At 67.1% G+C, this 14,568-nt stretch carries 7 protein-coding genes; 4 read left to right on the top strand and 3 right to left on the bottom strand.

Annotation, left to right across the window (positions count from 1 at the left end):
- Positions 1-306: 306 nt before the first annotated feature.
- Positions 307-3,231, top strand: a complete 2,925-nt coding sequence (locus ETR14_RS00145; RefSeq protein ID WP_243455692.1) for a TonB-dependent receptor domain-containing protein — start codon at positions 307-309, stop codon at positions 3,229-3,231.
- A gap of 90 nt (positions 3,232-3,321) precedes the next feature.
- On the opposite strand, the gene ETR14_RS00140 is transcribed toward ETR14_RS00145, so the two are convergent.
- Entirely contained in the window at positions 3,322-4,428 is a 1,107-nt protein-coding gene (locus ETR14_RS00140) for a membrane dipeptidase (protein WP_165356234.1), read from the bottom strand.
- 976 nt (positions 4,429-5,404) lie between these two features.
- On the opposite strand from ETR14_RS00140, the gene ETR14_RS00135 reads away from it, so the two are divergent.
- On the top strand, positions 5,405-7,540 hold the full coding sequence (locus ETR14_RS00135) for an acyltransferase family protein (RefSeq protein WP_129382801.1): 2,136 nt from the start codon (positions 5,405-5,407) through the stop codon (positions 7,538-7,540).
- Between the two features lie 402 nt (positions 7,541-7,942).
- Here the strand turns inward: ETR14_RS00135 and ETR14_RS00130 are convergent, their stop codons facing one another.
- Complete coding sequence (locus ETR14_RS00130) at positions 7,943-9,724, bottom strand: sulfatase-like hydrolase/transferase (RefSeq protein ID WP_129382800.1); 1,782 nt, start codon at positions 9,722-9,724, stop codon at positions 7,943-7,945.
- A 536-nt stretch (positions 9,725-10,260) separates the two neighbouring features.
- On the opposite strand from ETR14_RS00130, the gene ETR14_RS00125 reads away from it, so the two are divergent.
- Positions 10,261-12,264, top strand: coding sequence for an acyltransferase family protein (locus ETR14_RS00125; protein ID WP_129382799.1), 2,004 nt, complete (start codon positions 10,261-10,263; stop codon positions 12,262-12,264).
- Between the two features lie 16 nt (positions 12,265-12,280).
- Here ETR14_RS00125 and ETR14_RS00120 read toward each other — a convergent pair whose 3' ends face one another.
- A complete protein-coding gene (locus tag ETR14_RS00120) occupies positions 12,281-13,207 on the bottom strand; it encodes a phytanoyl-CoA dioxygenase family protein (protein ID WP_165356233.1) in 927 nt (308 codons plus the stop codon).
- Between the two features lie 388 nt (positions 13,208-13,595).
- Between ETR14_RS00120 and ETR14_RS00115 the strand changes: the two genes are divergently transcribed.
- On the top strand, positions 13,596-14,531 hold the full coding sequence (locus ETR14_RS00115) for a sulfotransferase (RefSeq protein WP_165356232.1): 936 nt from the start codon (positions 13,596-13,598) through the stop codon (positions 14,529-14,531).
- Positions 14,532-14,568: the final 37 nt, after the last annotated feature.

Genomic DNA, 14,568 nt, shown 5'->3' with positions numbered 1-14,568 from the left:
TCGTGCAATCGCCTTATCAACTGCCTGGTTCCACCAGTTCGAGGGTCGTGCGGCCGATCGTTCTCCCGTCGCGGGAAGCGATAGCGACGCGGCGGCAGTCAACCAGCCCCGATGACGTTGCTCGAGACCAAAGCATCGGGAGCAGCGGGGACTCCGGCGTCTGTTGCCGGAATGGCACAATCGTCCGGAAACTCTGCTGCCCCCTTCGCACATGCTTGGCCGGCGCACGGCACATGACTAGGGGCCCGTCCCACAACATTACAGTTCCGTTGCAAACGGTAACCGAACTGGCGGAAAGGACGGCATATGAGAAAGACTTACAAGGTGCGTCTTTTGGCATCGACGCTGCTGATCGGCATGGCGGCAGCCCCGCACGCCGCCTGGTCCCAGACCGGTCCGGTCGAGTCGGTCGAGGACACCACACAGAGCGCGGACGACTCCGCCGGCGAGGGTGAGGGCACGATCGTGGTCACTGGATCGCGCATTGCGCGCCCTGACGTCTCCGCGTCCGTTCCGGTTGCCGTTCTCTCGAACGAGGGGATCCAGGCAACTGGCGCCGCCAACCTGCAGGACGCGCTTTCGGAACTGCCCTCCGTGGGGCAGAACATCAGCCGCACGTCGAGCAACTTCTCGACCACGGGCAACGGTCAGGCGACCGTCAACTTGCGCAATCTCGGCTCGGCACGCACCCTCGTGCTGGTCGATGGTCGCCGTTTCGTCGCCGGTTTGCCGGGCACGTCGATCGTCGACCTCAACACCATCCCGACGGACCTGATCGAGCGCGTCGAAGTCGTCACCGGCGGCGCGTCCGCAGTGTACGGATCGGAAGCGATCGCGGGCGTGGTCAACTTCGTCCTGAACGACGATTTCACCGGCCTGCGCGTGCGCGGTCAGGGGACCATTTCGGACGAGGGCGACGCCGCCCGCCAATATGTCTCGGTCACCGGCGGCACCAGCTTCGCCGACGGCCGCGGCCACATCATCGCTTACGGTCAATATGATCGCGATGAAGGTCTGCGTTCCCGCAACCGCGCCTTCTCCGCAGTCGACGTGCCCAATCGCAGCTCGTTCTCGGCCCAAGGCCTGTTCAGCCCGGACGGAAGCTTCGCGCCGGGTGCATCGACGTTCACGTTCAACCAGGGCAACCAGGTCATTCCGTATCAGAGCGCGAACGTAAACGGCTACAACCGCAACAACGATCGCTATCTCGCAACCCCGGTCGAGCGTTACCTCGGCACCATCCTCGGCAAGTTCCAGGTCACCGACGGCGTCGAGCTCTTCGTCGAGGGCGAATATGCCAAGACCAAGGCACGCTCCAGCCTCGAGCCGCAGGCGGTTGCCGACACCGATCTGACCAATGCCGACGGCACGCCCTATGCCGGCATCCCGCTGACCAATCCGTTCATTCCGTCGCAGATCCTTGCCGCCGCGAATGCGCTCAACAGCGATGCCGATCCCGACAACGACATCACCGGAATTGCCTTCCGTCGCCGTTCGAACGACATCTTCGATCGCAGCAACCGCAACGATCGGGAACTCTGGCGCGCGGTGGTCGGCCTTCGCGGCGAGATCGGAAACGGCTTCAAGTGGGACGTTTCGTACAATCACGGCGAGTCCAAGGATCACACCGCGTCCGAGACGATCCTCGGCCCCAATTACGTCAACGCGCTGAACGCCGTCGCCGGACCGAACGGCCCGGTCTGCTCGATCAACGTCGATGCCGATCCCAACAACAACGATCCGGCCTGCGTGCCGATCAACATCTTCGGCTTCAACACGGCGTCGCCCGAGGCATCGAACTACGTCACCGCAGGCGGCCTGCTCTCGACCTACGACGCGAAGGTGAAGCAGGATGTCATTTCCGGATCCTTCTCCGGCAATGCGTTCCAGCTGCCGGGCGGCCCGCTGGGCTTTGCGATCGGTGCCGAATATCGGCGTGAGAAGAGCACCGAGGACTTCGACGAGGCGACCAACCTCGGCCAGACCCTGGGCAACTTCCTGTCCGATACGCGCGGCAAGTACAACGTCAAGGAAGGCTATGCCGAAGTCGTCGCGCCGATCCTTTCGGAGACGAGCGGCTTCCATTATCTCGGTCTCGAAGGTGCCGTCCGCTACGCCGACTACTCGACCGTGGGCGGCGTCTGGAGCTGGAAGGCCGGCGGTGAATATGCGCCGACCCGCGACATCCGGTTCCGCGCGATCTACGCCGAAGCGACCCGCGCGCCGAGCATCTCCGAGCTGTTCGCGGCGCAGAGCGAAACCTTCCCGGCGGTGACCGATCCGTGCGACCAGCGTGGCGGTGAAGGCGATGGTGCACCGATCACGATCCCGGGCGGCTCGCTGCCCGCCGCCTGCCTCGCCAATCCGGCGATCGCAGCGGCCTCGCAGACCGCCGGCGGCTTCGTCTACTCGACCGCGCAGATCCAGAACATCAACGGCTTCCTGGGCGGCAACCTCAATCTCGAAGAGGAAAAGGCGAAAACCCTCACCGCCGGTGTCGTGTTCACGCCGACCTTCCTGCGCAACTTCAGCCTCACCGTCGATTATTACCGGATCAAGGTCGAGAACGCGATCGGCATCATCGGCCAGCAGACCTCGCTCGACGAATGCCTCACCGGCAGCGGCGAAGCGATCTTCTGCAACAACATCGTCCGCGATGCATCGGGCCGGGTGATCACCGTCAATGCGCTGAACCTCAACACCGGATCGTTCCTGGTCGAGGGCATCGACACGCAAGCCCGGTTCAACCACGACTTCGGACGGGCTCGCCTCGACCTGTCGGTCTACTGGAACCACCTGCTGTCGCAGGAGCAGACCTCGTTCCCGGGTGGCCCGACCCAGGACGAAGTCGGTCAGCTCGATTGCTACAGCTGCGGTCGCCTCGGCACCGGCTTCCGGGACAAGGTGTTCGGTTCCGCAACGTTGCACGTCGGCGACTGGTCGCTGAACTGGCGCGCCAACTACTACAGCTCGGTGGTCGACGACATCACCGATCCGGAGCCGATCCGTACCGGTGCCTTCTGGTACCACGACGCACAGATGCGCGTCGGCGTTGGCCCGGAGGATGCTCGCAAGTTCGAACTCTACTTCGGCATCAACAACGTGTTCGACAAGCGGCCGCCGCTGTTCAACGACACCAACCCGGTCACCTTCCCGGGTACGCAGACGTCGGCGACGACCTACGACCTGTTCGGGCGGATGCTGTACGCGGGCGTCGACTTCCGCTTCTGAGGACGGGCGAGGGGGCGGACATCGGCGCCGCCCCGTCGGACCATTGTGATGGGCAAGAGCAGGCGCGATCGCGAGATCGCGCCTGTTCGCTTATCCGAGCACGTCGGTGAGCACGCGGGCAAAGTTGCCGCCCATGATCCGTTCGATGTCACCGGCGCGAAAGCCGTCCGCCTCGAGCGCCCGCTGGATCCGGGCCATGCGATCGAGGCTGTTCAGCTCCGGAATGACGACATGTTCGGGCGTCCATTCGAAACCCGGGATGCCGAGCGCGCGCATCGCCCGCCACCATTCCAGATACTCCTTCACGCCCTCGCGATTGTCGTTGCCGAGCTTCAGCAGATTCTCCTGCCCGCCCATCGGAAAATCGTTGGCGATGCCGACGGCGCCGATCCCGCCGATGCGGACGACGTGACGGATGTGGGCAATCAGATGCTCGACCCGGGGAACCGGATCGCGGGTCAGCCAGAAGCTCATCATGAAGATGCCGATCACGCCCCCGCGATCGGCAATGGCGCGGATCGCCTCGTCGGAAATGCAGCGCGGATGATCGAGGATCGCGCGGCACGCGCCGTGCGAGTAAACGAGCGGAGTCCGGCTGCGCCGCGCCGCTTCGACCATGGTGGCGACGGATCCGTGCGACACGTCGGGAAGGATGCGGAGCCGGTTCATCTCCTCGAGCCCGGCGACGCCGAGCGGCGTCAGCCCGCTCTGGACGCGCTCGAGCGCCCCGCCGGCGAACGCCGTGTCGTTGTGATGGGTGAATTGCAGCACCCGGAGGCCCTTGCCGTGAAAATAAGCGAGGCGGCCGAGATCGTTGCCGATCGGCTCGCAGGACTGGAATTGCAGAAAGGCGGCACAGCCGGAACGGCGGCCGATGTCGCTGCCTTTGTCGGCGACGTAGGCAAGGTCGCTGCCGTGCAACCGCGCTGCCGCCGCCTCGATCGCCTTGTCATTGGTCTCGAAGGTGCGGCGATAGCGCGGCGTGCCGTCCGGATCGCGAACCTCGCCGACCTCCGACACGTCGCAGATCATCGCCGAAAGTCCGGCGCTCCTGATGTCGCCCAGATCCTTGGGAAGAAAGCTCAGCCCGTCGACGAAGCCGGCATGGGGGCGGTCCGGTACGTGGACGCAGCCTGCCAGCGGGGCGGCTGCGATCGCAGCCAGAAGAGATCGGCGGGACCAGAAGAGGTCGGTCATGAAGCCTCGCATAGGGTGTCGAGGCCGCGCTTTGTCGGATCCCCGCACCCGCAGCAAGGCAGGGCCGCTGCCGCCGTCAGCGAATGAGGTCGAACAGGCTGGTCTTGGTCACCTGTGCGAAGATCGCCTGCGCCGCCTTGAGGTGGAAGTCCCTGGCCTGGAGGCGGGCGAGCACTTCAAGCCCTTATGGGGGGCCATCACGGTAACAGGACAACCGCGGGAAGCGAGAGCTCCGTGCCCTTTCCGGCCTGAGATCCCAGCCTTCGCTGGGATGACGGATGGGGCAGGAGCGGGGCGGGAAGGTGCGCGACCGTTTTGACCGTTATTACGGTCGATTTTCGCCGCTGTCGGGCGGCTTCGCACGACCGTATTCACCGATAATACGGTCGATCCTCACCCGCCGTCGGGCGCCCTCGTCCAAGTATATTCATTCTCATCACGGTCGACTTGCGGGAGGGTGGCCGCTCTGCGGACCCGGGCAGCAGCGCCGGCGGGACAGCGGCGAGGCGGCCGGCCGTCGCGCCGGCCGCCTTCGTTCATTCGCTTGAACCATCGGCTTCAAAGAAGGCCCGTGCGACGGCCCCGGTGCTATGGTTTCGGACGGCTGGTCGCTGGCCGGGAGGCGCAACGGACACAATCGCCGGACTGAGGCGGAACGTAGCATGAACATCCTTATTTGTCGAGCAGGTCGGCCATGCTTCCGACGGCAAGCCGTCCCGGCACGCGCGGGAGAAGCCCAGACGGCAGCAGATGGCGCAATGGTGGGCGACGTCGGGTGGATATCGAGGCACCGGGCGGGTTGGCGGATCATGCACCGTCGTGCGTCATGGCTTCCGCGCCGGGAGTTGCCCCGTCACCCTGTTAAACCGTTCGAACGTTCGCGTGCAGTGTGTTGCTGGACGGTGTGACTTGCGGCGCAGCGTCGCGGCCGGCGCTGTGCGCTCGACCGCGTGGGGCCGGTTCGCTACCGGGCCGCATGTTGCACGCAAATCGGATCGCCGGCGCCGCTTGCCAGGCCGGGCATCTTCCGGCGATAGACGGCCTGCGTGCGGTGGCGGTGCTGGCGGTGATCCTGTTCCATCTGCGCACGGGGTTGCTCCCCGGCGGCTATGCCGGGGTGGACATCTTCTTCGTCATTTCGGGCTTCGTGGTGACGCGGTCGCTGACGATGCGCCCGCACGAGCGGCTCCGCACCGCTCTGGCCGGCTTCTACGCGCGACGGATGATCCGGCTGCTGCCGGCCTTGCTCGTCATGATCGTCTGCGTCACCCTGGCGTCGATCCTCTTCGTTCCGTTGGCGGGAAGCAAAACCGACATCCGCGAGATGGCACTGGCGGCCGCGATGGGCGCTTCGAACATCCTGCTTGTCCTGACCGAAGCGCACTATTTTGCACCATCGGCCGATCTGCAGCCGCTCCTGCACAGCTGGACGCTCGGGGTGGAAGAGCAATTCTATCTGGCCTGCCCATGGCTGATCTGGCTGTGGACGCGGGGCAGGAGGGACTCGGATCGGCGCCTCGCGCTTCTCTCCGTCGCTGCCGCGACAGCCGGGTCGTTGCTGCTCTGCCTTCTTCTCCGCACGGCGGCGCCGAGGGCATTGTTCTTCCTGATGCCGACGCGCTTCTGGGAACTCGGCCTCGGAGTTCTCCTGTCCCTGACGAGCGCGCAGTGGCAGCCGCGCCTGGCAAGCTTTCGGATCGAGGTGCTGTCCGCGGCGATATCGGTCGGGACCGCCGGCCTGCTTGCGGCGATGCTGATGCCGGGCTCGCCGGGGTGGTTGCGGCCGAGCGTGGTCGCTGTGCTCAGTGCCGCGGTGATCGCGGCGATCGCCTCCGCCCTGGGCCGGCATTGGTCGGATCGGCTTCTCGCCGGACGTGGCGCCGTCTGGATCGGCAGGCGATCCTATTCGCTCTATCTTTGGCATTGGCCTGTCTTCGCGCTGTTCCGGTGGACGATCGGGCTCGAGGGTGCCTTCGCGATCCTGCTCTCCCTGGCGATGACGTTCGGACTCGCGGCTCTCTCCTATGCCGTCGTCGAGCGGCCGTTCAGTAGCTATCGCGCTCTCGCGGAGAGAGCGCCCGGCCGCGTGATCGCAGCCGGACTGGCGGCGATTGCGGTTTGCGTTGCGACGATCCTGCTGCTCTTCTCCCAAGAACGGGTTCTGACGCTGAGCCGGATCGAGCAGGCGCGCCCATCCGCCCCTTCGATCTCTGCGGGCTGCGCCTTTGCCTATGACCAGCATGCCTTCCACGGCGGGGTTGTGCGATCCTGGTCGCCGACATGTGGTGGCGTGAGGCCCGGCGGCCGGCTCCTCGTCGCGGGGGATTCGCATGCGCGGGTCTATGCCGGCCTGATCCAGCGGCATGTCGTCGAGCATAAGGTGCCCGCGACGATCTATCATCATTCCGGGTGCAGATTTCCGCCGGTGCTTCGGCAGGACCGCGACATGAAAGCATGCCAGGAATTCAGGAGCGCCGTGGCGCGCGAACTCGTCGGCATCGCGAAGCCCGGGGACATCCTGTTCCTGCCAGGGCTGCGCATTCGGGACCTCACCATAGCCCGCGGGACGGGAGCGGACATCCCCGTGCGCGAAGGATCCGAGTTCCAGAAGAACGAAGCGGAGATCCTCGCGGCCCTCCGGGCGATGGCGATGCGGGGCGTCGTCCTGATCTTCGAGCTGCCGAAGCCGGTGCTGCCGAGCGCGCCGTTTCGCTGTTCCGACTGGTTCAACCGCGGCAATCCCGAATGCCGCCGCGGATTGGCGATCGCACGCGCCGATATCGACGCCATGCGGGCGCCCGTCGTTGCGGAGATGGAGCGGCTCGCGAAGACGATGCCGAACGTCATCCTGTTCGATCCGCTCCCGATCCTGTGCCCCGGCGACCGCTGCGGTGCACGGCGCGGCGGGACGCTCATCTTCCTCGACGGCAACCACGTCACCGATGCGGCAAATGATCTGCTTTACCCCGCATTCGAGCGCGCGATTGCAGGGGCAAAGGGCCGGCACAATGGCGCGGCGGATCCGGTGCGCAGAGGGCCGCAGTCGAAAGCTGGTCCTGATCAGGGGCATCTCGCCCCCGGCAAGATGCAGGGTTCCGGCGGGGGCGCTTGATCATCGCCCGATGCCGAACCACGTCCATGTGATCGCGGTGCCGCGGAATTAGGAGGGCTTGCCACGTTCAGCGTCACCATACACGATATGTCAACGCGCGGACGGGGGTGAGCGGCCATCTGTGGCAAGGTCGCTTCGGCTTCGTGGCGATGGACGAGGCGCATCTGCATGCGGCGTTTCGCTCCGTCGCTCTCAACCTCATGCGGACCGGTCTGGCGAAGCAGCCCGAGGAGTGGCGTCTCACGATAACTGCGAGGCGGCAATGGTTCGCCCTCTCGCTCACCCAGTTGCGCTTCGCTCAGGCGTTGTCCATGCCGTCGAGATCCAGCCCCCTGTCAGCTGGCAACGGAATGCGGCCAGGGAAACAGCGTCGGCGTGATCATGGTCAGCCTACCCTGAGGCTTAGCGGAAGCACCGCCCCGCGTCAGTGCGCGCGGCCAGGCCGTGGTGCAGCGCTGGTGCCGCGGCCAGCGCGGCTGCTGCGAGGGCCGGCGGCACCGGCTTGTGGTCCATCCCGAGGATCTTGGTACCGCCCGTCCTTGTGGCGCAGCGGATCATGACCTGACGGCCGCCGACGGTTCCGACCAGGGCGGAGGCATGGAGCGTGTCCATCGGTGCGCCGCGCCGCTGCAGCGGATGTTGCAGCGGGCTGCCGCGCCACCATGAAGGCCGTTCGATCCCCGCGGCGGCAAGCAAGGTCGGCGCGACGTCGATCTGGCTTGCGCTCGTCTGGCGCGGCCACGCCCCGGCCCGGCTGTCGTAGACCAGCAGCGGGATGGCCGCGACGTCGGGGTCGAGCGGCACGCCGTGGCCGGGCCGCTGACCCTTGGCGTAGCGTTCACCGTGATCGGCAGTGATCACGACGACGGCGTCGGCGAGCAGCCCCCGCTGCGCAAGCGTCGCGAAGACACGGCCGATGATCCAGTCCGCCTGGCGCACCCCGCTGCGATAGAAAGCGGCATTGTCGCGCGGGCTGCCGGCGCCGAACAGCGCCCGCCACAGAGTTGCTTCTTCGCGCGCCGAGCTGAAGCGGAAGCCGGCCCGATGCGCGGACATCAGGTGGATCGAGAGATAGGTTCGCGCGGGATCGTGGATTGGAAGGGCAGCGAGGCGTCGGACCTGCTCACGATCGTCGCCGAGACCAACCGAATCCTCGCTGGCGTCATCGAGGAAGGTGGCGATGTTCGGGCCGTACAGCTCGCCCAGGTTCATGTCTTCCCGGTGCGGCCCGCTAAGCAGAAAATGGCTGCGATAGCCGTTTGCGGCGAGCACGTCCGGAAGGGTGAGAGGCGGGCCGTCCTGCAACGCGGCCCAGTCGCTGCCGGATTGGAGCGCGATGATGCCGCAATAGGAATTCGCGCAAACCGCGGTCGCCGGCCCGAGGTCGTGGAGCTTGCCGGCACTCGCCAGCCCTTGCAGAAAGGGTGTCAGCGACGCGCGGCCGGGGCGAAGTTCCACCGCGTCCGCGCGCAGACTGTCGACGGTGATCAGGACGAGCGTGCGAGGCCTGGCAGCCGCCGTTGCCGCAAGCCTGTGTTGGGGGCGCTGGCGGGTGAGTAACTCCCTTGGACCGGCCGTGAATTCTACCGGCTTGAGGAAGCCGACGAGCGGCTCGCGGTTTGCCGCCTGACCGGGGAGCAGAAGCCACGGCGCAGCATAAAGCAATGCGAACAGCAAGAGCACCGGACGCAATGGGACTCTGCGCGCGCTCCATGTGCCGGCGACGCGCTTCGCCACGCTTTGAGCGAAGCCGGCCAGCGCATCGGCAGAGAACCAGATCAAGAAAGCTAAAGCTGCAGCGATCGTGCCGACCAGTGCGACGACGCCCGGGCGGGCCTCCGCGCAGCGTTCGGCCGCCCCACCACAGTAGAATTCGGCGACCGTCTGGAGCGGCATCGCCGTATGGAAACGCGGCGCGGTGACGAACGCCACGACATCGAAGAGGATCAACAGAGTCCAGAATGCCGCCAGGAGCAGCGCCACCAGCAACTGTCCGCCCGGCCGCCCGCGCACTCTGATCAGCATCCAGCCTCCCGCAAGGCTCGCCAGGAGCAGCGCCGCGGCATGGAACGGAACGCTCCCGCGACCATAATGATAAAGCGGAGAAAGAGCGGCGAGCCGAAAGGCGGATTGGACGACGTAGGCGGCGATGAGGCCCATCGCGACGAAGCGCGTGCCCTTCATCGATGAAGCCCCATCCCGGCTGGAACGAGCGGCGCTTCCGCCCACGCGGCCGCGAATGGCATGCGTGGACTGCCGGTTTCGCCGTGCCAAGTATTCGACGGCGCTATTGACCGACGGAGGGCCTTCTTCCGGCCAAATCTCGCGCTCAACTTGCCTCCGTCTGCTTCGTCATCCTGTCGGAGTGCGGGCCATGGCACGGCAAGGCTGAAGCGCCAACGGCCATTCGCAACCGGAGCTCACCTGCCGGCCGAACGCCATGCTTGTTCAGCTCCTTGGCAGCCCGGGCGGCTTTGCCGCCCCGTCCAATCCGAGGCGACCGTCTCCCGCGCATTCGGGCTGGTGCCGGCGGCGACACGGTTGCGCAGCCGGCGCGCTTTGGCCATGGCGAAACCGGCATGCATCGACGGGGGCGGGCGCGATCGTTCATCAGCGTTATTCGGTTGCGAAGGCAGAGGTGACGACATCCTTTTACGCGGTTTCGCCTACGCGCGCAGGACTATGCCGTCACGTACCCGCAGCCGTCCGGTCCCGGCCTCGTGGCTGAGCACGCCGCCGGGCGAGGCTACCGCCCTGACATAGACGGCCTCCGCGCGCTCGCGGTGCTGCCGGTGGTGCTCTACCATGCCGGGCTCGGCTTTCCCGGCGGCTTCCTGGGCGTCGACATCTTCTTCGTGATCTCGGGCTATCTGATCATCCGGATCCTCTACGAGCCGATGGTGGCGGGCCGCTTCTCGGCGGCGGACTTCTTCGAGCGGCGGATGCGGCGGCTGTTCCCGGCGCTGTTCGCGATGCTGCTCGGAGCCACTGCGTGGGCCTCCTGGCAGCTGATCGCGCCGGACCTCGCCCACTATGGCGCAAGCCTGGTGGCGGCGATCGCCTATGTCTCGAACATCTATTTCTACGTCACCAACACCGGCTATTTCGTCGAGTCCGCGCTGACCAAGCCGTTGCTCCACAGCTGGTCGCTCGGGGTCGAGGAGCAATTCTATCTGCTCGCCCCGTTGGGATTGTGGCTGCTGGTACGGTTCACGCCGCGGCGAGCGCATGTGCCGGCGATCGCGCTGCTGACGCTGCTTTCGCTGCTGCTCTGCGCCTGGTTGTCGCACCGGGGCTCGCCGGCGGCCTTCTACCTGCTGCCGGCGCGCGCCTGGCAGCTCGGCCTCGGCGGCGCGCTGGCGCTTGCGGCACTGCCGATCGGGCGGCGCCCCGGCCTTGCCCATGGCGTGGCGATCGCCGGGCTCGCGGCGGTGATCGTCGCGCTGCTCAGCGGATCGGAGGGCGCGTCCGCGCCCGTCGGCCATCAGGCGCTGGCGGCGTTCGGGGCGGCCGCGATCCTGGCCAGCGGCGCACAGTCGCATACAGCGGTCCACCGGCTGCTGGCGGTGCGGCCGCTCGTCTTCGTCGGCAGGATCTCCTACTCGCTCTATCTGTGGCATTGGCCGGTGATCGTTGCGCTGAGCTACGGCGCGGCGGCGCCGCTTGCGCCGGGCGAAGCGGTTGGGGCTGTCGTGCTCTCGATGCTGCTGGCGGCGGCGTCGTGGCGGTGGATCGAGCAGCCGATCCGCACGCGGCGGCGGCTCGCGGGCCGGGGCAGGCTGTTCGCCGCGGTCGCGCTCGCGTCGCTGATCGGCATCGCCCTCGGCGCGGCGCTGATCGCGAGCAAGGGGTTGCCGCAGCGCCATCCGCAGCTCGCAAGGCTGCTGGATGCCAAGCGCCTGCAGGTGCCGTGGCGCCGCTGCTTCAGGGCCACGCCGGAACGGGCACGCGCCGACGCGCTATGCCCGCGGGGCGCGCCGAACGTCGCGCCGAGCTTCATGCTGGTCGGCGACAGCCATGCCGTTTCGCTCGGCCACGGCGTGTTCGATGCCGCGCGCCGACACGGTGTGGCGGGGGTGCAATTCGCGCTCAGCGGCTTCCTGCCGTTGCCCGGACGCAAGCCGCGCTACGGGCCGCAGCCGGAGCGGCTCCAGCATGCCTTCGAAGACTATCTGCGTCGCCACCCCGAGCTCCACACCGTCATCGTCACCGGCTTTTGGTCGCGAGCGGCGACCGGGCGAAGCTATCGCGAGCCGCTCAACCTCTATTATGATGCGGACTATGACGGCTCCGGCGCGGCCTACAATGTCGTCGCCTTCCGAAACGGCCTGGAGAGGCTGGTCACGCAGTTTCCGGAGCGACGCTTCATCCTGCTCGACGACATCCCCACCGGCGAGGCGCTGAGCCCGCTGCATCGCGCAAGGCAGATCCACGCCAGGGGCGCGATCGCCGAAGCGGGGCTGACCCGCGCGGAAGCGGACGCACAGCGCGCCAGCTACGAGCCGATCCTGGAGGGCGTCGCCGCCCACCATGCGAACGTGCGCTACCGGCCGGTCATGTCCGCCCTTTGCGGCCCGAAACTCTGCCCCTCGCTGGATGGCCGGGGACGTCCGCTGTACCACAATGGCGATCATCTCAGCCTGTATGGTCCGGAACCGCTGGCGCCGGCGCTCGACCGGATTTTCGCGGATTGGCCAAAGCGGCCGCAAGCCGAGGCGCGGTAAAGGCGGGGGCGTTGCTTTACGCCGTCTGTGCTCCGCGCGGCTGCAGGCCGAGCTTCCTCGCCATCCAGTGGCCGATGCCGCCGCCCTGCGGATCGACCTCGCCGCGCCGGCGGGCGAGGCGGCGCTCCCATTCGGCGAACGTGACCGGGCGGTTCGGGTTGGGGATGGTGCCGAGGCTCGGGGTTCGGACCTCGCCCCGGAACAGCTCGGCGGCGCTGTGCTCGATCATCGCGTCGCCGGCCATGTCGAACAGTTCGAACCGGTCGCGGGCCGGATTGGCGACGTAGAGGACCGGGGTCGAGTCCTCGTGGACGCAGAGCAGGTTGGCGACGGGCCGGAGCGCGTCGGAGCGATTTTCCCGCGACCAGTGGAGCAGGGAGACGTCGAAGAACATGGCTTCGCCGGCGGCGAGCGGGACCGGAATCGTGCGCGCCTTCAATTCCTCCTCATAGCCCTGCCAATAACCCTTGATCCCCGCGGCGACGACGTTGTCCACCAGCTTGTGGCTGCCGGGGATGACGCGGAGCGCGCCATTGTCGTCGTCGACGTCGACGAGCGGACACCAGATGGCGATGTTGACATCGCCAAGGTCGCGCGTGCTCGTCCAGTCGCAATGCATGCCGACCTCGCCGCTGTGCGGCGCCTTGACCAGCAGCCCGCCGGCGATCGCGCGATAATGCGGGAGGATCATGCGGAGCTTCGGAAGCAAGGCGTCCCGGACGATGTCGAGCGCCCGCCTGCGATAAGCGACATCGGGGCTGAGGAAGCTCGCATGATAGAAGATGTGGGTGAGGCCCGACACCGGGAAATCGAGGTCCGGCCGGATCTCGGCGATCCTGCGATGGAGATCGGCGACCTCGGCCGGATCGAGCAGCGGCGCGGTGGCGTAGCCGGCGTCGCGCAGCGAAGCCCGCATGTCCGGATCGGCAAAGGTCGTCCGCATCGCGCCCTCCACTTCTTTCCCGACATGGCATAATCCTTGCGGCGCCTTTTGCCTAGGTGGCGGGATCGGCATGCGAGCGCTTGCGACGGGGGGCTCAGGCGATTGGACTTGAGTTTATTGGACTTGAGTCTGCAGAGTCGTGTCCCCCTTCGCTCCTCCCTGTCGCCGCAGGCGATGGGGAGGGGGACCGCCGTAGGCGGTGGAGGGGCAAACGGCGCCGATGGCCCCTCCACCATGCTTCGCATGGTCCCCCTCCCCATCGCCTATGGCGACAGGGAGGATGATAGGTCTCATGCAATCGCCCTTGCACCCCGACCGCCGCGGGATTGTTTGGCTGCCGCCGCGCTGCTAGGCTTCGGATCACCGCCCACAACAGATGCGGACCAGGATGGATCGAGGCGCAGGCGGCGGAGAGGGATCGGCAGTCGGTCACCTGATCCACATCGGCTATCCCAAGACCGGCTCCTCGTTCCTGCGCAGCTGGTATCGGTCCCATCCCCAGCTCGCCTTCACCGACCGCGGCTTCGCCGGCTATTCCGAGCCGGAGGCGATCTCCCGATCGACGTTCGCCCCGCCGCGGCCGCTGCGCTACCGCGTGACCAGCGCGGAAGGGCTGGCGACGCCGAGCGCGCAGGCGGGGCTGGCGCGCCGAAGCGGCGTGCCCGAGATACCCGATACGTTCGCCGGGCAGCAGGATCTGGCCTGCGCACGGCTCGCCGAGATCTTTCCCAACGCCCGCATCCTGCTCGTCCTGCGCGGCATCCGCTCGCTGCTGCCCTCGCTCCATTCGCAATATCTGCGGGTCGGCGGCACGCTGGATTTCACCGGCTTCTGCGATGCCTGGGTGGCGGCGCTCGGGGCCGATCGGCGCTTGTGGGATTATGATTATCTGGTTGCGCTCTACCGGCGAACGTTCGGCGCGGAAAACGTCATCGTGATGCCGTTCGAACTGCTGCAGGCAGATCCGGCCGCGTTCACCGGCGCGCTAGAAGCGCGGCTCGGGTTGGCGCCGCATCCGCCGGCGCCGAAGCGGATCAATCCGGCGCTGAGCCCGGCCGAGCATGTCTGGTATCCGGTGCTCACCCGGCAAATGCTGCGCTTGCCTGGGCCGATCGGCCGTACCGTGCGGCCGCGCTTTTTGCGTGCGATCCGCCACGGCCGGGGCAGGGGCCTCGCCGCCGCCCTGCAGCGGCTGCGGCCCCGCCCGATCGGGTTCGACCCGGAGGCGATCGAGCGAGTCGCCGCCGTCTGGAACGGGCGCGGCGCCTCGCTGACCGAAGACCCGCTGTTCGCCCCTTTCCGAAGCGCCTATCGGGCCGAATGACGGCGGGGCGATCTCATCCGATCATCCCGACCTTGCC

Source organism: Sphingosinicella sp. BN140058 (assembly GCF_004135585.1).
GTDB lineage: Bacteria > Pseudomonadota > Alphaproteobacteria > Sphingomonadales > Sphingomonadaceae > Allosphingosinicella.
Note: the sequence above shows the minus strand (reverse complement) of the source record. Positions and strands in the feature narration are given on the sequence as shown.